This window comes from Mesorhizobium sp. M1C.F.Ca.ET.210.01.1.1 (assembly GCF_004791585.1).
Lineage (GTDB): Bacteria > Pseudomonadota > Alphaproteobacteria > Rhizobiales > Rhizobiaceae > Mesorhizobium.
Map to the genome: position 1 here is coordinate 12088 of NZ_SRUU01000017.1, position 18133 is coordinate 30220.

Here is an 18133-nt window from a genome sequence, read left to right on the forward strand (position 1 = left end):
GCGAAACTCATTGGCCCAGCAAGTCTAGCGCCCTTTGCGCTGCGATGAGGTCGACGACCGGATATCTGGTTTCAATCGCGTCGATCACGGATCGTAGGCGCGTCTCGGCGTCATTGACACGACCTTGCCGTGCCAGAACTGGTGCTAGGTGCGTTGTGGCGCGAAGCTCGAAGAGTCTCGCTTGCTGCCGACGGGCAGTAGCAATCGCCGTTTCGAATAGGTGTGTGGCACCCGCCAGGTCACCTCTGTCCGCGGCGATCTGGCCACGAAGCCGGATGCATTCTGCCAGGTAGGACGCTTCGTCCGTATCGAAAACGAGCGTGTCGACATCATCAAGCATTTGCGATGCCTCTTCGATGCGACCGGCCCGGAGGAGTAGATCACAAAGCGCGCATGTTTTCTCAGGGGTATGAAATACGACGCCCTGCCCACGCCAAACAACCATGCTCTCTCGGACGTCATCGATACCGGCGTCCAGTTCTCCTAGATGCGAGCGGGCATGGCCACGCCACCTTTCCGGCAGCATTTTCGAAATGCACATAATCATCAATGGACGATTGGCGCGCCAAAGAGGACGAAGATGAAAACAGCTGAAGATCAGCCCCAGTCAGGCCGAAATGATCGCTCACAGCTGCGTCGCCCCTATCGCAAGCATGAGGATGACGCTTACTCCGATGAACAGCGCCGTAGGTATCTGCTTCAGGTGAGCGCCGAAGCGGCTGCCCGAGAAGTCGTCGACTGCATCATCCAGCATCGCCTTTAAGTCATCCATGGCGGCCTTGGCTGCCAAGACCCCATAAACTGTGATTGCGACCACAATCGTCGCGAGCGCGAACCTGGCGGCTAGTCCCGCTGATGGCGCGTACGCCAGTATCGCGAACATGGTCGCGATACTGGCGAAAAAAGTGATCGCATATGTCTGCGTCAGATGGGCAAGTCGCGCAGCCGCCGCCGCCAGATATTGATCGACGCTGAGTTTCGCCATGTGCTCCTCCGGCAAGTGACCCGCTTAGGTACCGAGTTGCAAATGAACTCCACGAAATTGGCAAGGGTCTATGATTGTGATCATAAGACGCCCGACATCCAATGCTAACCTTCATTTCCCCGGATCGGAGTTCCATATGTCCCGGTAGAGCTTCCAGCTGCCGTCCTGCCCCTTCTTCCAGACCACCACATACTTCCCGGCGGCATCCACCAGCTTCGAATCCTTGCCCGGTGCCTTGAGGGAGAAAGTCCCGGACTCGTATGCAAAATCTCCGCTTTCCTGGACCTCAAGCGTGGTGAGCGTGAGCTCCGATATGCCCATATCGATCGCGCCCTGCCATAGCTTTTGGATATTTTGGCGGCCGCCGACTCGCGCCATATCTGGCGGGAATGCGGCCGCATCATCCGCGTACTTCGATGCGACGCCGGCCGCATCCTTACTGTTGTACGCCTTCACGAACTCGGCATTGGCCGCTTCAATGGCTTCTTTCGCAGACTGGGCCTGGGCGGATCCGAGGCAGAGCGACGTGACAGCGACGACCAGCAGACAATGCTTGAAAGTCATTTCATCCTCCCGTGTTCCGGTCTCTAGTTATTCCTCGTTTGAGGTTATCACACAGACTTTCTGGTGGTCGCCCGGCCGCGAGATCATGACGTCCATCTGCTCGCGGCGTCACAGTGCTGGCAGGCATCCCGGCGCATTCCCGGTGTCCGCTTCGCCGTGACGGGCTGCAGCCGCGGCCATCACGCTTGCCAGCCCTGCGCGTCGTAGCGTGCTGACCACCTGCACCGAAGGTGCCCCAAACGGTAGTCGCAGTCGCCACACCTACAGCACCCTTCGCGGACATGCCAAATGGCCCTTCGGACTTTGCGCTGGGCGATGCGACCGCAGCCTTTTGTTTAGCATTTACTAATATTCAATGCAAACGCGAGGAGCACCGGCGCGACCGATGGGGCGGCATCTTTGCCGGCACCGTCACCTATGTCTTCGCATGCGAGGAGCTTTTTACGGCCGACAGGACGGAGTTGGCTGGGTCCCGAGCCTCGCCGCTGCGATGGCATCCCTCAGTGCATCGGACAGGCGAGAATCCGAGATGGTGTTCTACCGCGAAGCGAACGGCTCCCCCTTCAAGTTTCCCTGTGTATCCCGCGCAGGCGGTTAGGCTGGCGCCGCGCGTGCCTGACGGTGAGCAAACTTTTCGTCCGATCGGTTTCCCAAGCCATGGGAGTTCACCGCGAGGAAGACGACGAATTCTTTTCGTGAACCCCTACGTCGCTAAGCACTGCTGCATCGAGCCGTCCGTGCCAACGGCAGCAGCGAAATGGTTCTTACTGCAACAGGCGCCGTAATCAAATATAGTCCCTGAGCGATCGCAGACGGAGGAGGAAAATAGCAAATGTCCGTCGACGCCGGACCGCGAAAAGTGGACGCCGAATACGCGATCGAGTACCTGCAAGAGCATCCGGAAGCCGGGGTTTGCTGCGAGGATCGGCGCTGGTGGATTACGCCGAATGCAAACGAGACCGATCAGCAGGTCCTGCTTCTTGATGTGGCTGAGGCTGAGCGGCTCAAGGATGACCCTCGCCTTCGACTCGTGTCCGGAATCGCTCATGCGGGGCGGTCGCTCTGGGTCGTTCGGAGAATGACATAACTATCTGCCACTCGAACGTTGAAGGTTAGCGGAACCGGGTCGGAGCTTAGCTTTGTCAGGCGAGCATACTATGTCAGTCAAAGTACCATTCGCGGACCGAAAGGATGCAATTCGCGCAGAGGTAACTAGGCGCGCGGCCAGAGGCCTAACGATCACATATGCGGAGTTGGGTCGCGGGGTCGGCGTCCCGAACATGGGATACTGGAAGCCGGTCCTGGATGAGATCAGCCGCGAGGAGATTTCCAAGGGGCTACCGGATATCAACTTTCTCGTCGTATCGCGAGAGCGTGGATTGCCGAGCCAAATAGGCTTCAAGTCGGCGAAACCAGCCTCATCCGATCAGGAAAGACGCGCGGTTGAGGCAATTCAGGAGGCCTTCGAATACTACCGCCCTCCGAGAGCATAACCTCGGAGAAGCTGCAGCATCGAAGCGGCTCCCGCTATCTGCATGATCGGGTTGTGATCCAGCGAAGTCGACCGGGCGGGGCCTCGCCGCCTAGTGCCAGGCCTACGATGCAACCAGCCCCGGCAAAGGCGGCCAATCGCAGGGCGCGGCCATAGCCTGCGCTACGGTCCCATGTTCCTGTCGAGCGCAAATGCGACCCTCTCGCGCAGCAACTCGGCCATGTCACCATTTAGATGCAGCCGTACCCGGCCGCCACGGGCATCCGTGAGCATGAGCGCTATGCCATCGTCGGCATCGTTGTCGGACAACTGAACATCCATGACCACGAATTCGTGTGTGTCCTGTTTTGATCTGAACTCATTTTCGCTCTCCTCTGCTGAAGAACGAAATAGCGCGTTAACTTTGGTGGGCCATGCGCCCAGCCATTGACGCCGGGCATGTGACTCCGCGGTTCGGCTATTCAGCTGCTTTCGAAAAGGCAGTGGGGATGTAGTTGAGGATCGGCCCGAGCCAGCGCTCCACTTCGGCCACATCCATGCGCTTGCGTGCGGCATAGTCCTCGACCTGGTCGCGCTCGACCTTGGCGACGCCGAAATAATAGCTTTCCGGATGCGATAGATAGAGTCCCGAGACGGATGAGCCCGGCCACATCGCCATGCTCTCCGTCAGGCTGACACCGGCGTTGCGTCCGGCACCGAGCAGCCGGAACAGCGTAACCTTTTCGGTGTGATCGGGCTGCGCGGGATACCCCGGCGCTGGGCGGATACCCTGATATGGTTCGCCAATCAGGTCATCCGGGGACAGGTTCTCGCCAGGCGCATAACCCCAGAACTCCTTGCGCACCTTCTCGTGCAGGCACTCCGCAAAGGCTTCGGCGAAGCGGTCCGCCAGCGCCTTGACCAGGATGGAACTGTAGTCGTCGTTGGCCCGCTCGAAGCGTTCGGCGATCGCCCCTTCCTCGACGCCCGCTGTCACGACGAACCCGCCGAGATAGTCCGCCTTGCCGCTCTCGACCGGTGCGACAAAGTCCGAGAGCGCGACATTCGGCTTACCTTCACGCTTGGAGAGCTGCTGGCGCAGCGTGAAAAACGTCGCGAGTTCTCGCGCACGACCATTGTCGGTGAAGAGCCTGATGTCGTCGCCGACCGCATTGGCCGGCCAGAAGCCGATCACCGCTCTTGGTGCGAACCATTTCTCGTCGACGATCTTCTTCAGCATCGCTTGGGCGTCTTCGAAGAGCTGCCTGGCCGCCGGCCCCTGTTTCTCGTCCTCGAGGACCTTCGGATAGCGGCCTTTCAGCTCCCAGGTCTGGAAGAACGGCGTCCAGTCGATGTATCGGGCAAGCTCCGCCAGGTCCCAGGTCTCGAAGACCTTCGCGCCCAGGAACGACGGCGCCGGAGGCTCGTAGTCCACCCAATCGATCTTGTGGGCATTGGCGCGGGCCTTGGCCAGAGGCAGCCGCAGCTTGTCGGCTTCCGAACGGTGATGCGCTTCCGTCACCTTCCTGTACTCGGAGCGCACGGTCTCGATATAACCGTCCTTCGCGTCCTTCGACAGCAAGGCCGACACCACGCCGACCGCACGGCTGGCGTCGTTGACATGGACGGTCTGGCCTCTGGCGTAGCTCGGGTGGATTTTGACCGCCGTATGAATGCGGCTGGTGGTCGCCCCGCCGATCAGCAGCGGGATTTCGAAACCTTCGCGTTCCATCTCCGATGCCACATGCACCATCTCGTCGAGCGAGGGCGTGATGAGGCCCGACAGGCCGATGACGTCGACCTTCTCGTCTTTCGCCGTCTGCAGGATCTTCGTCGCCGGAACCATGACGCCGAGATCGATGATCTCGTAGTTGTTGCAGGCGAGAACGACGCCGACAATGTTCTTGCCGATGTCGTGGACGTCGCCCTTGACCGTCGCCATCAGGATCTTGCCGGCGGTCTTGCGCTCGCCATTGTCGATGCCGTTGGCGGCGTTGGCCAGCTTCTCCGCCTCCATGTGCGGCAGCAGGCCTGCCACGGCCTGTTTCATGACGCGCGCGGATTTCACCACCTGCGGCAGGAACATCTTTCCGGCCCCGAAGAGGTCGCCCACGACATTCATGCCCGCCATCAATGGGCCTTCAATGACATGCAGCGGTCGTTCCGCCTGCAAGCGAGCCTCGTCGGTGTCGGCGTCGATGAACTCGGTGATGCCGTTGACCAGCGCATGGCTGATGCGCTGCTCGACGGTGCGGTCGCGCCAGGCGAGGTCGCGTTCCTTGGCTTCCTTGCCGGCCGTTCCCTTGAAGCGCTCGGCGATCTCCAGCATGCGCTCTGTCGCTGTGCCGCCGGCCTTCGGTTTGCGGTTGAGGACGACGTCCTCGCAGGCCTCGCGCAGCTCCGACTCGATCGTGTCGTAGACGGCGAGCTGGCCGGCATTGACGATGCCCATGTCCATGCCGCGCTGGATGGCATGGTAGAGAAACACCGCATGCATGGCCTCGCGCACCGGCTCGTTGCCGCGGAACGAGAAGGAGAGGTTGGATACGCCGCCGGAAATATGCACATGCGGCAGCTTCGAGGTGATCTCGCCGGTCGCCTCGATGAAGTTGGCGCCGTAATTGTCATGCTCCTCGATGCCGGTGGCCACCGCAAAGACGTTAGGATCGAAGATGATGTCCTCGGGCGCAAAGCCGGCCTGTTCCGTAAGCAGCCTGTGGGCACGCGTGCAGATCTCGACCTTGCGTGCCTTGGTGTCCGCCTGGCCTTGCTCGTCGAATGCCATCACGACCACCGCCGCGCCATACATGCGGCAGAGTTTGGCGTGGTGCAGGAAAGCCTCCTCGCCTTCCTTCATGGAAATCGAATTGACGATCGGCTTGCCCTGCACACATTTGAGGCCTGCCTCGATCACCTCCCATTTGGAACTGTCGATCATGACGGGCACACGGGCGATGTCCGGCTCGGCGGCGATGAGGTTCAGGTACTCGACCATCGCCTTCTTCGAGTCGATCAGGCCCTCGTCCATGTTGACGTCGATGACCTGCGCGCCATTCGCCACCTGGTCGCGCGCAACGTCGAGCGCGGCGGCGTAGTCGCCGGCGGTGATCAGTTTCCTGAACTTCGCCGAGCCCGTGACATTGGTGCGCTCGCCGACATTCACGAAGGGAATATCCTTGGTCAGCGTGAACGGCTCCAAGCCGGAAAGCTGCATCAGCGGCTTGCGCTCAGCTATTGCGCGCGGGCCATGCCTGCCCACCGCATCGGTGATGGCGCGGATGTGCTCCGGCGTTGAGCCGCAGCAGCCGCCGACGACATTGACGAGGCCTTCGCGCGCAAATTGCTCGACCTGCGCAGCCATGACATCCGGGCTCTCGTCATACCGGCCGAAGGCGTTCGGCAGGCCGGCGTTCGGATAGGCGCAGATCAAGGTGTCGGCAACGCCTGAAAGCTCGGCCAGATGCGGACGCATCGCAGCGGCGCCGAGCGCGCAGTTCAGTCCGATCGTGAATGGCTTGGCATGGCGCACCGAATGCCAGAAGGCGGTTGGCGTCTGGCCGGACAGCGTGCGACCGGAAAGGTCGGTGATTGTGCCCGAGATCATCACCGGGAGCCAGATGCCCTTTTCGGCGAAGAACTCCTGCGCAGCAAAGATCGCCGCCTTGGCATTGAGCGTGTCGAAGATCGTCTCGATCAGGATGATGTCGACGCCGCCGTCGACCAGCCCACGCAACTGCTCGCCATAGCCAAGGCGCAGGTCATCGAAGGTGATGGCGCGAAAGCCGGGATTGTTGACATCCGGCGAGATCGAGGCGGTCCGGTTGGTCGGCCCGAGTGCACCAGCGACGAAGCGGCGCTTGCCATCCTCCTGCTGTGCGCGGATCGCCGCACGGCGCGCCAGCCGCGCACCGTCGCGATTGAGCTCATAGACCATCTCTTCCATGCCGTAGTCGGCCTGCGCGATACGCGTGGAGGAGAAGGTGTTTGTCTCGATGATGTCCGCACCAGCCTTGGCGTAGGCGTAGTGAATGTCCTCGATGGCCCTTGGCTGAGTCAGTATGAGCAGATCGTTGTTGCCCTGCTGATGGCAAGCGCAGCCGACGAACCGGTCCCCACGGAAATGATCCTCCTGGAAGCCCAGACCCTGGATCTGCGTACCCATCGCGCCGTCGAGGATCAGGATACGCTCGCGTGCCGCAGCCTGGAGGGCGGCAAGGATCGCAGAACCGTCCGGCCTAGCTGCTACCGGTCCGAAGAGTTCATCGACTGAGGACATTAGCGCCGCTCTTCGTTCTCGATGCGACATGATTGGTATCAATCACATAAAGACATCTTTATGTCAACATGCGATTGTTAGACCGAAAGGCTCTCAGGTCATGACCTGGCAAGCGTCAAACCAACCGCGTAGTGAACAGGCGCATTACCCACCCGCTACTGTGATTGCAGTGGCCTATTGTGCGGATCGGCGTGGAGTCCCCAGGCCGATTGACATTGGGGCGGCATGCCTGGCTCCAGCTATGCCGCCCCGTCTATTTGAGGCAGGCGTCCCTGAAAACCTCAGGCGGCCTGCACGTGCCGTTCAGCGTCGCGTGCGGCGATCTTGGCAAGCGGCGCGAAGATCGAACTTTCGCCGTTCAGGGCGATATCACCCAGCGAGATGAGGCCGGTCATCCGCTTCTGCCGGTTGAGCACTGGAAGGTGATGCACCTGGCGCTCCTGCATTTGCCCAAGCGCCTGCTCCAGGGTCTGGTCCTCGAAACAGAAGAATATGCCGGGCGACATCACCGCGCGGCACGTCAACGCATCGAGGCGTTCGCCCGCGGCCACGCCGCGGCAAGTGATGTCGCGATCCGTGACCATGCCAACGAGCCGATCGTTCTCGCCGATCGGCACGCAACCGATACCTTCATCACGCATAACGCGCGCGACTTCCTGTACGGGCGTATCGGGGGAGTACCAACGCACTTCGCCCGTCATCGCTTCCTTTACCAGCATGGCAGCCTCCATGTTGGCCTGGTCCCATCGGGATTGCGGACGGATGCAGCATAAAGACGGGACCGGGCACAATGGCATTGCTGCGGACAGTACCGCCCGCGAGTTCCCGGACATAACTATGCGCCCGAACGATCCGGTCTGGCCAGCACATTCAGAAAGGCTTCGAAACCCTCTCGGAATAACGCCAGCCCAGGTCACGCACCCCCCTTTCCGGACGGACACTGAGCATGATGCGGATCGGCGAGGGCGATGAAGCCGGCCGTAGTTCGCGCCGGCAGCATTTGCGGTGAATCCGTCAGACGCCGCGTCTGTTACCCCAGGCCAGCACGTGCAATTGCGGCAGGACCGTCGCCGTGAACCAGCGATCCGCCGCGACCTTGTCGACAAGCCAGCTGAAGCGCCGCATCAAATCGTCGATGTCGGCCTCCTCCCTGCCCGGGCCTGCAAGAGTCATCAACGAGGCAGGATTTCCGACTTGAAGGTAAACCGGCAGGGCCGGATAGCGGTTCGCCACGAGCCGGGCATAGGCATAGTCGTCGTCGTCAAACACTGCCACCTTGACGACGCATCGCGGTCCGCTGGCCCCCGCCGCGACGCATTCGTCAAGGGCCTGCCAATCCGTTGCCATCCCCGAAGACGGCGGCTTCGGGCTGAGCATCAGCCATTCGAGCGCGGCAAACCAAGGCTGCGGCACGCTGCCTTGGGTTTCCAAGGCGAAGGTGTACCCCTTCCGGTGCCCGAGCGCGATGAGCGGCGCCAGAGGCTGAAGAGCCGGATTGCCGCCCGACAGCGATACGAGCATCGGCACGGAGCCAGCCAGATCCTCGACCTGCGCCAGGATCTCGGCAGGCGTCATCAATGTCCATTCATCTCGGAATTCGGGCAGCACCGCATAGAGCGTATCGCACCAACGGCAGCGATAGTCGCAACCACCGGTGCGCACGAACACGGTCGGGCGTCCGATCAACGGACCCTCGCCCTGGATCGTCGGACCGAAGATTTCACTGATGCGAATGCGCCCCTTCATGGACGGTATTCGGCCCAGGTTTTTGGGGTCTCACTGACGCGGACGGCCGCAACTTCCGGCCAGCGCGCGTTGCACCAGTCGTAGATCCACTTGGCGATGACCTCGCTGGTTGTCCGGTCGTGCCCGAGGACCTCGTTGAGGTGACGATGGTCGAGGTTTTCGTCGATAAACTCTTTGAGTGGCGAAAGTTCACGATAATCGCGGACAAAGCCGACTGGATCGAGTTCGGCCGCTTGCAGCACAACCTCAACTTCGTAGTTGTGGCCGTGGAGCCGGGCGCAAGGATGCTCCTCGGGCAGGCCGCCGATCACGTGCGAGGCCGAGAACGCAAACCGCTTGGCGATGATGTACATGGCAGCGCGCCCTCTCACCGTTGTCTTGCCTGGTGCTGCCGGCACGCCTCGATCCAGTAGTCCGGGTCCTCGTAAGGCGTTGGATCGTCTTGGCCGGCAAGGTGAAAGGCCTCGCGCCGCTCGACGCAGGTGCCGCAGCGACCGCAATGAAGAGATCCGCCCTGGTAACACGACCAGGTTTCGGCAAAGGGGACGTCAAGACGCACGCCTTCGCGCACGATGTCGGCTTTGCTGAGCTGCAAGAACGGTGTGTAGAAGGCGATCTTCGCCAGCCCCTCCAGCGCGTGGCGCTGCATTGTCTCGAACGCTTCCACGAAAGCCGGGCGGCAGTCCGGGTATATAAAATGGTCGCCGCCGTGGACCGCGGCCGCTACAGCATCGGCCTGTTCCGCCGCGGCCACGCCGAAGGCGATCGCGAGCATGATGGCGTTGCGGTTAGGCACTACGGTGACCCGCATGGTGTCTTCCGCATAATGCCCCTCAGGGACCGGTCCGCCGCCGGTCAGCGCCGATCCGGACAGGAGGCGTCCGACCGCGGTGATATCGACGTCGTCGTGGGGCACGCCGAGGCGCATGGCGCACCTCCGCGCGTAATCCAGCTCCTTTTTGTGGCGTTGGCCGTAGTCGAACGACAAGAGGCGGATGAGGGTTCTTTCGGCGGCGACTTTGTGGGCGAGTGTGACGGAGTCCAATCCGCCGGAACAGATAACGATGGTTCTCACGAGGGTTCCTTGTTTTAACCGGGTAGGCTGCGACCGGATCGGCTAACGCGCCGATAGGCGTTCTGCGGGTCACGCCGGCAAGGGCGCTATCCGGCAGATGAATCGAACGAGCGAACGGCCCAGCCGAACTATCGCTCCATCTGCCTTCCGGCGCACAGATAGCCTGTCTTGTGCCGATGTCAACATGGCCGTGGCCAGCCGAAAGACGCCGTTAAGTGGCGATTTTCTCTTCGATGTTGATCTGCCGTCCTCGCTCTTTAGCTGAATGAGCGCGCGCGAGGGGCGTCTCTGGTTACTTTATCGAGAGCTGCTAATGTCCACCTGTCATTCTCGATGGATCCAATCACACCTGCCCGCAGCCGGACCGCCGGACCTGCTCCGTCGCTCGGCCGTTGTGCTGTTCCTCAGATGGGCCAATGCCGTCCCGGCGGTTAGACCGGAACGGTGAGTGAGTTATGATGAAAGTGGTTGCGGGGACCGGCTTTGAAGCTGCAGACCTCGCAGTGTTTCCCAGACGAACGCAGCGTAGCGCTATATTGACGGTATCACTCTCCGAACACCCAATTACGGGCGAACGGGACGCCCTTTTCTATAGGTTCGGGTTCGGGCGAGTCTGGCTGTGGAAATCTTCCTGCACCGCCATGGAATGGCAATGCGAAGGACCCGCACGCCTGTCTTGGACCTGACCCATGAATGCAAGCGACCGGTAACGGCCTACAACAAAAACAAGCACTTACCCTTAAGGTCGCGTTACGTCGCGCCCTTGGCGCGACGTACCTGGTCCGCCATCCAATGGACTCGCACGGTCGGAGCAGACCGTCACCTTATCCCACCACGAGGGTCGACCGACGGCATGCACAGCACTTATCGGAGGGCCGGCACCGACAAGTTGTGAAACTCTTCAAAATGGCCGGGAAAATTATGAGCCAGATACCGCACCACCCTGGAATTATCCATCAGCCGGTCCAAATAGCGGCCGGCCGCCAACAGTTCCAGGCTCACGGAGCCACGTCGCTCCGCAGCGCTCAAAAACTCACTGCTTAGCCCGCCAAGCTCAGGCGTCATCGCGCGCAGTTGGTCTTCAGACACGTTGGCAATCATCGCCGGATAGAATCCCTCGACCAGCAGCGGACGCGGCGTAAAGGCGACAAGGATCTTTGCGTACGTGAATGTGACCCGCTCCATGGCAACCATCAACCGGGCAATTTCCAATTGCCTGGCCGGGAGCACATGCCGCAGCAAGCCGAAGATTTTCACCCTCACAGGGCAGTCTTGGAGGAAATCGAGGACGTTCGGGCAAATCCCGCTGACAGGTTGACGGCCTGCGTTCCTACCAGGAGGGGGCTCGCTGGCATGCGTTGCTGCTTCCGGTTCGAACGTCGTGCCTTGCAACCTCTGGGCCAAGGATTTTGGCATGGTGGCAAGCCCCTCGGACACCAGCAACGACTGAAACATTTTGTCACTCATTATCAGGCGAAGCGCTTCGACCAGACGGCCCAAGCGCTGTTCTGCTTCGACTGCTTCTCTTATGAAATCGCGCTTGCGCCTGCATGGCGCTTGATAGGCTGCCAGGAGCTTAGGCGCGAAGAGCTTCTCCTTTGACCCTGGCTGATCAGCAGCAATATTCCGGGCGTGCCTCTGGTCGCCGTCGTGCAAAAATTTGTAGGCCGCTTCGCGGTCATATGACGCTTCACGCCCACAATATGTTCTCCGCACTTGCTCGATCTGCCAGCCTGGTTAGTGGGGTGAGAGTGGGGAAAAGGTAGGTGTCCAGCTGAGCTCCGTTGTTAGCCCGCAATTCCGATTTGCCGACGATCTTAGACATAGGGGCAATCAGATAGTCTCGAATGACAAGGTCACCAGGGCGCATCCGGATCAAGGTGAAAATGTCGGCCAGCGACTGGCGTTGGGTGTTCAGAGACCAGAAGGGATATCCGTAGTCGGAAGTGCTGCAACGCGCGATTTCGATCGCAACCGTGAACTCGTCGTTGATCCGCAGGAGGTCGTTCTCCCTGTCATAAATTACCTTTCCGCCAGCTCTTCCGATCGTGGCCGCTAGGTTCTCTATCGCCTGTATACGCATCATCGCCAGTGGCTCTTTCGAGGCGATGAACTGCCAGTTCCTAGCCGGCTGATACCCAATCAATTCATAGGCCTTCAGGATGCCTCCAAAGCGTTGGTAATACAGGCTGGCTGCGGGGCAATCGGGCGCAGCGTCAATGATGGAGGTGGACAAGACGCCTTGGCGCGCCAGGACCTTCTTCAACGCAGCCAACATCTCTCCGTTGCTCATGCTCATACGGGAATAGAGCGTTTTGTGGATGCGTTGCGCCCGTTCGAACAGCTTGCGGTCAACGATAGGCTCGAATGCGCCTTCCGCTCGCACCCACTGTTCAGGGGGATTGTCCGCTGCCTTTGCTTTTAGCTTGCGAGAGCGCCTGTTCCAGACATTGTTGCCGATGTATTTTTCATTGGTCAGAACTCCGCGTACAGTTTCCCGCTTCCATGGTCGCCCAAGGTCCGTCATCACGCCGCGCTTGTTCAGCAGCTTTGCCATCTCGGTCTCTGTCTTGTGCGTCTTGACGAAGTGCCTGAAGATCCACCGCACCGTTGCGATCTCTTCTGGCGGCCCGGGCACCAAGATCATTCTGTCGGTGTGCACGCTCTTTTGTTCGCGCTCGGAGAGAACAAGTTTGGGACGCCCCGAATGGTCGATCAGTTGACGTCTTAAGCCGAGCCCGGGCTCACCACCCTGGCGGAATCCCAGTCGGATCAGCCTTGCCTGACCTATGAACGTCTTTTGCGAGAGCATGCGGCTGTGCTCGGCCGCCATGCTGCGTTTGATGGCCTTAAGCACATCGGAGCCGACGCTGCCGTCGTTTGCGAATTGCTCGGCGCAATATTCGATCCGCACGCCGGCCATCTGGCAACGGTATTCGTAGGCGGCACTTTCATCGATGTTCTGGAAGCGCCCCCAGCGACTGACATCATAAACCACGACAGTTTCGAACTCGGCTCGCCCGCTCTCCACATCGGCCAGCATCTGCTGAAGACCGGGGCGACCGCCCAGGTTGAGACCGCTGCGACCGGCATCTTCGTAAGTAGCGACGATGTCGTAGCCCATGATGTCGGCATAGTTGCGGATGGCATCTTTCTGGTTGTCGATCGAGTAGGTCTGATGCTCTTTCGACATGCGCAGATATTGAGCCGCGCGAACTATGCGCCCACCTGAAGCAGCGTTGCGGACGGTTGCAACCTTGTCCATCGCGTTGCGCCATCGTATCGATGCCTTAAGATAGCCATTGTCGACCTGCGAGTAGGTTAGCAATTCCGGTCCAGTTTGTGTCGAATCCCGTGCGTCGTTGATTGGTACCGCCGCAGGCGAGAGAAAAAATGCGTCGATACGTCGGGCTGATTCACAAAGAAACCGGAAGCGACTACGGCGTGTCCTTTCCTGACTTTCCGGGTGTTGTCAGCGCAGGTGCAAGCGTAGGCGAGGCGCTCGAGCTCGCTGAGCAGGCGCTTGCGCTGCATGTCGCCGGCATCGTCGAGGACGGCGAGACGATTCCGGATCCATCGTCACTCGATCAGGTGCTGACCATCAGCGATCACAGTGCCCTTATCGCAGTCACGGTCCCGTTGAAGACTGGCTGATAAAGCACACAGGCTCGGTTTCCGCTTTGGAAACCATGGTGTTCAACTGCCGGGAAACCGTGTCTCACTTCGTGAGCCGGTGCGCCGCCGTTCCGCCGCAATGCGACCGCACTTGGCGCTTCTGCCCCCGTTTTCCAATCCCTGGGCTTCAGAGGAGTTCTAGTGATGATCATCAAGAAAGTCATCCTGGCGGTGCTTATGACCGCCGCGCTCGCCGGCTGCGAGACGCAGACCGAAGGCCAGCAGCGGGCAACTACCGGCGCGCTGGTCGGTGGCGCCGGCGGCGCGCTCGTTGGTCAGGCGATCGGCGGCAACACCAAGAGCACGGTCATCGGCGCCGCGAGCGGCGCCCTGCTCGGCGCCGTCGTCGGCTCGGCCACCACCCCGCAGCGCCGCGGCGAGCAGCTCTGCCGCTACCAGGACCGCTACGGCCGCATCTACACCGCGCCCTGCGACGACCGGTATTACAACGGCGATTATTGACCACGAACGCGGCAGAGCCGGAAGGGATAGCCTCTGTCCGGCTCTGCCAGTTACGGAAGATTGCGCACGTCATCTTTTCCGCACTTCGCGCCGCTATATCTTTGCTAGCGGCGGGCAGGAGGAGGTCGAGAATGACAAGCCTTGCCGGCGCGCTGAAAAATCGCAGCAAACACGCAGTGAAGCGGCTGCTTCGTTATGACAACCGCAACTGGCTGCGCATCCGCCAGATCGAAGCCTTCACCACGTTCCTTGAAGCGGCCAACCGCAAGTCGCGTGACGTGATCGAGATCTCGCCGGGCTGGAACCGCTATTGGCGGGCGCTTTGCCCGGACTATCGCTCGGTCGACTTTCCCGACTTCGACATCTGCAAGGACTGCACCGACGAGCAGCACTCGATCGTCATCGCCGACCAGGTGCTGGAGCATGTGCGGCGCCCGCAGGCGGCGGCCGCCAACATCCACGCCATGACCAGGCCCGGCGGCTGGGCGATGGTGGCGACACCCTTCCTGTTCCGCGTGCACGCCCGACCGCACGATTACAACCGCTGGACGCCCGCGGGGCTGAAGCAATTGATGGTCGAGGGCGGCTTCAGCGATGACGACGTCCAGGCCTTCGGCTGGGGCAACAAAGCCTGCGCGAGGGCCCATATCGGCGGCCCGGTGCGAGCCTACGGGCTGTGGCGGGACCTCAGCAACGACGAGGAATACCCGTTGATGGTCTGGGCGTTCGCAAAGAAGGCCTAGGCCTGCCGCTTTTCGTACGTTGGGTCGCTAGTGGACTGTCCCTTTTTCGGAAGGCGCATTGCTGCCGTCAGAAAGCAGAACATGAGGAGTGTGGTGCATGCCCAGGCAAACCTGCCAGAGGTCGACGCTACCAAACTCCAAAAACCGAATCTAGTGTCCCACTTTGTCCATAAGCACCCGCAATTCGGGCTGAGGCGCGACGCAAAAAGTTCGAAAAGCTTCCAGGAACCCCAGCCATTCGCTCCAAGGTGGTTTTAGTCCCTCCGCAAGGTGTCTTCGATCATGGTGTCGAGACTGCTGGCAGAGACCCCGCGGCGGCGCTGGCGTGAAGTTGAGAAAGGGCTGCGGCGCGGACGGTCGAGGCTGATCGTTTTGCCTTTCCTGGCCTTCAGCGGCGCGTCTCCAGGGGGCCGATAGGTTCGAAGAAGCTTGCCAGAACACCACCGGCCAGTGCCGTAGTGGCTGGAATCTCGTCGGTGCCTTCCTTCGCCTTCAGTTCGCGAATGGTCTCCGCCAGATCCTTCGTTTCGATTTCGTAGATCACCAGATATCGATAGGGCGTTGCAGCAATTTGCTCGGGGCTCAGCCGAAACCGCTGAGCCGAAACCAGTCCTGGCAGCTTTAGTATGTCATGGAGGTGGCGATCGCTATACCAAGCATTGAACTCTGCCTCGCGTCCCTCCACTGGATTGGTCAGCACGGCAAAGATATGTCTGCTCATAGGGATATCCCTTCCGTTCGGCAGCGGCCTTATTTTAGCGATATCTGGAAAAACGGCCAGCCAAGGACGTGCCGCCAGCGCGCGTTTCCTCTCGGGCAATGCCCTGCGCATCGGCGTTGTAGGTTACCGTGACGAGACGAACGGGGTATAAGCTATTTGGCAGCAGCTGGTCGATGAAAGCCTCACCGTCATGAAACCGATGAGCGAAAAGCATCTTGCGGTTCTACGCAGGCACATGGTCGAGATGATTGCAATCCATGCTGACCTCGCAAGCGAAGAACTCGGCAAGGCAACGCTCGACGAGCGGGTGATGGCATCGATGCGGCGGATCCCGCGACATCTCTTCGTGCCAGCTGCGGTCGCGCCTTATGCCTACCAGGACATGCCGCTGCCGATTGGCTTCGATAAGACCGTGTCGCAGCCCTTCATTGTCGCTCTGATGACCGATCTCCTTGCTCCCCAACCGCACGAAACGGTGCTCGAGATCGGGACCGGCCTGGGCTATCAATCCGCGATCCTCGCGGAACTCGCAGCACAAGTTTGGAGCGTCGAAATCATCGAGGAATTTGCAAACCATGCCGAGGCTCTGCTGCAGGGCCTTGGCTTCTCGAATGTCGCCATTCGCGTCGGAGACGGGTCTCGCGGCTGGGCCGAGCACGCCCCATTCGACAAGATCCTGGTCAGCGTGGCGGCAGAGCGGACGCCGCCGGCTTTGTTGAACCAGCTCAAGCCTGGGGGGCGCCTTGTTCTGCCTTTGGCGTCTGAAGAAGCACAGTTTCTGACTATCATCGACAAGGATGCTGCCGGACAACTCGAGACCCGGAAACTCATCCCGGTTCGGTTCAGCCGGCTTGAAACGAACTAGCGAGGTGCGCGCAACTGGCGCGACTTCGCCCCAGCCGGACGCCGGCAGCTCCGCGCTCTTCTCGCAGCAATCCTCAGACTGTCAAACGCGATCCTCATAGAACTCAATGGGGAGACCGTCGGGGTCTGCCACGAAAGTAAACGAGCGTCCTGTGTGAGGGTCTATGCGGATAGGCTCAACTTCGACGCCTCGTGCCTGAAGCAACCGGGCTGTCGCCTCTACTGAGTCCACCGAGAATGCTACATGTCGTAGTCCGCATGCCTCAGGCCTGGTTGGCCGGCTGGGTGGCATGGGAAAACTGAACAATTCGATCTGGACAGGACCATGCCGCAAGTCGCACTTCCAAGATTGCTTTTCGGCGCGCCAGTTTTCGTCGACGACGACGAAATCGAGCTTATCCCTGTAGAACTGCTTCGACAGCTCGTAGTCACTACAGATGATTGCAATATGATGGATTCCCAGAAGCAACGGACTAACCCCACATGAGCATGGACAAGCCTGACGCCGCAGATAATAGCAGGCTTGAAACAAAGAGAACGACTGCCCGCCCGGTCGCAAGCGCCCGCAGTTCGACTGGTGCCGCGAGGCAGAAAGCTCGGAAGGCTTCCAGGAACCCCAGCCATTCTCTTCCAAGGTGGTTTTAATCCTTCCGCAGGGTGTCGTCGATCATGGTGTCGAGGCTGCTGGCAGAGACCCCAAGCACCCGCTCGGTGTCCGACGCATCGAGGATTAACGGCCGCCGGAAGAGATAGGCCATTTCCGGCAACTCACGCATGAGCTCGTCGTCGCGTCCCAGCGCGTCCAGGTCTTCCTCGCTGAGCGCTTGCAATTCAGGATCGGGTAGGCCCGCGAGTTCGGCGAAACGCACCGCCAGATTGCGGATCGAAGCGTGCTGCGACGGCACGAGGAAGGCCCGGCCCCATTCGCCCCGATAGCGCGAGGCAGCGACCAGGGTCCGGGCCACGTCCTTGGTGAAGGTCCATGCGTGCAGGGCATCGAGATCGCCTGACACCATGGCAGGCCTGCCAGCGAGCAGCGGCGGAAGCGTCATCAGCGTGAAGAGCGAGCCGGCGCCATTGCCCAGGTAATCGCTGGCTCGGATCTCCAGCGCCGGAATGTTCGCGGAGAGCGCACGCTCCCACATGGCGGCCCTGACATTGCCCTTCACGCTTGTCGGAGCCAGCGGAGCGGTGGACGTCAAGGGAGACTTTGCTCCGCTGCCATAGCCATAGACGTTGCCAAGGACGATGAGGCGGGCCTGCAGGTCATCCGCCGCCGCGGCCACTCCTTCCATGATCGGCGGGAAATCCGTCGGCCATCGGGTGTAAAGCGGCATGGCGCACATGAAGATCGCTTCCGCGCCGGCCCCGATCCGGACAAGGCCCTGCCCGTCGCGGGCATCAAGCGCGATGCCGACGACTGATCCACCCGGCGCCGTCCCGCTTCGGCTGACCAGCCGGACCTCGTGGCCGTCAGCAGCAAGAAGACGCGCGGTCTCGCGTCCGACCGGACCGGCGCCAACCACAACAAACACAGACATTTCAAGCCTC

At 60.7% G+C, this 18133-nt stretch carries 19 protein-coding genes; 5 read left to right on the plus strand and 14 right to left on the minus strand.

Features of this window, described 5'->3' with window-relative positions:
• Positions 1 to 7: 7 nt before the first annotated feature.
• The 3 genes from EN853_RS34025 to EN853_RS19505 all read right to left on the minus strand — a co-directional run bounded on the left by EN853_RS34025 (position 8) and on the right by EN853_RS19505 (position 1549).
• Complete coding sequence (locus tag EN853_RS34025) at positions 8 to 547, minus strand: hypothetical protein (protein ID WP_348631589.1); 540 nt, start codon at positions 545 to 547, stop codon at positions 8 to 10.
• A gap of 78 nt (positions 548 to 625) precedes the next feature.
• Positions 626 to 985, minus strand: coding sequence for a hypothetical protein (locus EN853_RS19500; protein ID WP_127861183.1), 360 nt, complete (start codon positions 983 to 985; stop codon positions 626 to 628).
• 111 nt (positions 986 to 1096) lie between these two features.
• A complete protein-coding gene (locus tag EN853_RS19505; RefSeq protein ID WP_127861182.1) occupies positions 1097 to 1549 on the minus strand; it encodes a DUF4440 domain-containing protein in 453 nt (150 codons plus the stop codon).
• A gap of 832 nt (positions 1550 to 2381) precedes the next feature.
• Between EN853_RS19505 and EN853_RS19510 the strand changes: the two genes are divergently transcribed.
• Entirely contained in the window at positions 2382 to 2636 is a 255-nt protein-coding gene (locus EN853_RS19510; RefSeq protein ID WP_127861181.1) for a hypothetical protein, read from the plus strand.
• A 567-nt stretch (positions 2637 to 3203) separates the two neighbouring features.
• On the opposite strand, the gene EN853_RS34030 is transcribed toward EN853_RS19510, so the two are convergent.
• The 8 genes from EN853_RS34030 to EN853_RS19545 form a co-directional block, all read right to left on the minus strand.
• Positions 3204 to 3350: a hypothetical protein gene (locus tag EN853_RS34030; protein WP_167524528.1), complete on the minus strand. Its 147-nt coding sequence runs from the start codon at positions 3348 to 3350 to the stop codon at positions 3204 to 3206.
• 148 nt (positions 3351 to 3498) lie between these two features.
• Entirely contained in the window at positions 3499 to 7296 is a 3798-nt protein-coding gene (gene metH, locus EN853_RS19515; protein WP_127861180.1) for a methionine synthase, read from the minus strand.
• 281 nt (positions 7297 to 7577) lie between these two features.
• Positions 7578 to 8015: a CBS domain-containing protein gene (locus EN853_RS19520; protein WP_127861179.1), complete on the minus strand. Its 438-nt coding sequence runs from the start codon at positions 8013 to 8015 to the stop codon at positions 7578 to 7580.
• Between the two features lie 295 nt (positions 8016 to 8310).
• Positions 8311 to 9042 carry a 7-carboxy-7-deazaguanine synthase QueE gene (queE, locus tag EN853_RS19525; protein ID WP_127861178.1) on the minus strand — a complete coding sequence of 244 codons (732 nt, stop codon included), beginning with the start codon at positions 9040 to 9042 and terminating at the stop codon, positions 8311 to 8313.
• Positions 9039 to 9395 (minus strand): 6-carboxytetrahydropterin synthase QueD, encoded by a 357-nt coding sequence (gene queD / locus EN853_RS19530; RefSeq protein WP_127861177.1) that lies wholly within the window; start codon positions 9393 to 9395, stop codon positions 9039 to 9041. The genes queE and queD overlap by 4 nt, the downstream gene beginning before the upstream one ends.
• 14 nt (positions 9396 to 9409) lie before the next feature.
• Positions 9410 to 10117, minus strand: a complete 708-nt coding sequence (gene queC, locus EN853_RS19535; protein WP_127861176.1) for a 7-cyano-7-deazaguanine synthase QueC — start codon at positions 10115 to 10117, stop codon at positions 9410 to 9412.
• An 864-nt stretch (positions 10118 to 10981) separates the two neighbouring features.
• Positions 10982 to 11617 (minus strand): plasmid partitioning protein RepB C-terminal domain-containing protein, encoded by a 636-nt coding sequence (locus EN853_RS19540; protein ID WP_245517122.1) that lies wholly within the window; start codon positions 11615 to 11617, stop codon positions 10982 to 10984.
• A gap of 190 nt (positions 11618 to 11807) precedes the next feature.
• Entirely contained in the window at positions 11808 to 13382 is a 1575-nt protein-coding gene (locus EN853_RS19545; protein WP_127861175.1) for a recombinase family protein, read from the minus strand.
• Positions 13383 to 13510: 128 nt separating this feature from the next.
• Between EN853_RS19545 and EN853_RS19550 the strand changes: the two genes are divergently transcribed.
• The 3 genes from EN853_RS19550 (at position 13511) to EN853_RS19560 (ending at position 14997) form a co-directional block, all read left to right on the plus strand.
• Positions 13511 to 13771: a type II toxin-antitoxin system HicB family antitoxin gene (locus EN853_RS19550; RefSeq protein WP_127861174.1), complete on the plus strand. Its 261-nt coding sequence runs from the start codon at positions 13511 to 13513 to the stop codon at positions 13769 to 13771.
• Between the two features lie 165 nt (positions 13772 to 13936).
• Positions 13937 to 14254, plus strand: coding sequence for a YMGG-like glycine zipper-containing protein (locus EN853_RS19555; protein WP_127861173.1), 318 nt, complete (start codon positions 13937 to 13939; stop codon positions 14252 to 14254).
• A gap of 131 nt (positions 14255 to 14385) precedes the next feature.
• A complete protein-coding gene (locus EN853_RS19560; RefSeq protein ID WP_127861172.1) occupies positions 14386 to 14997 on the plus strand; it encodes a methyltransferase domain-containing protein in 612 nt (203 codons plus the stop codon).
• A 388-nt stretch (positions 14998 to 15385) separates the two neighbouring features.
• On the opposite strand, the gene EN853_RS19565 is transcribed toward EN853_RS19560, so the two are convergent.
• Entirely contained in the window at positions 15386 to 15718 is a 333-nt protein-coding gene (locus EN853_RS19565; RefSeq protein WP_127861171.1) for a DUF4286 family protein, read from the minus strand.
• A 190-nt stretch (positions 15719 to 15908) separates the two neighbouring features.
• Here EN853_RS19565 and EN853_RS19570 point away from each other — a divergent pair, with 190 nt between their 5' ends.
• On the plus strand, positions 15909 to 16583 hold the full coding sequence (locus tag EN853_RS19570) for a protein-L-isoaspartate(D-aspartate) O-methyltransferase (protein ID WP_127861170.1): 675 nt from the start codon (positions 15909 to 15911) through the stop codon (positions 16581 to 16583).
• An 81-nt stretch (positions 16584 to 16664) separates the two neighbouring features.
• On the opposite strand, the gene EN853_RS19575 is transcribed toward EN853_RS19570, so the two are convergent.
• Together EN853_RS19575 and EN853_RS19580 are read right to left on the minus strand one after the other, a co-directional pair.
• Positions 16665 to 17216 (minus strand): VOC family protein, encoded by a 552-nt coding sequence (locus tag EN853_RS19575; RefSeq protein ID WP_348631590.1) that lies wholly within the window; start codon positions 17214 to 17216, stop codon positions 16665 to 16667.
• A gap of 7 nt (positions 17217 to 17223) precedes the next feature.
• Entirely contained in the window at positions 17224 to 18123 is a 900-nt protein-coding gene (locus EN853_RS19580) for an NAD-dependent epimerase/dehydratase family protein (RefSeq protein ID WP_127861168.1), read from the minus strand.
• Positions 18124 to 18133 lie beyond the last annotated feature (10 nt).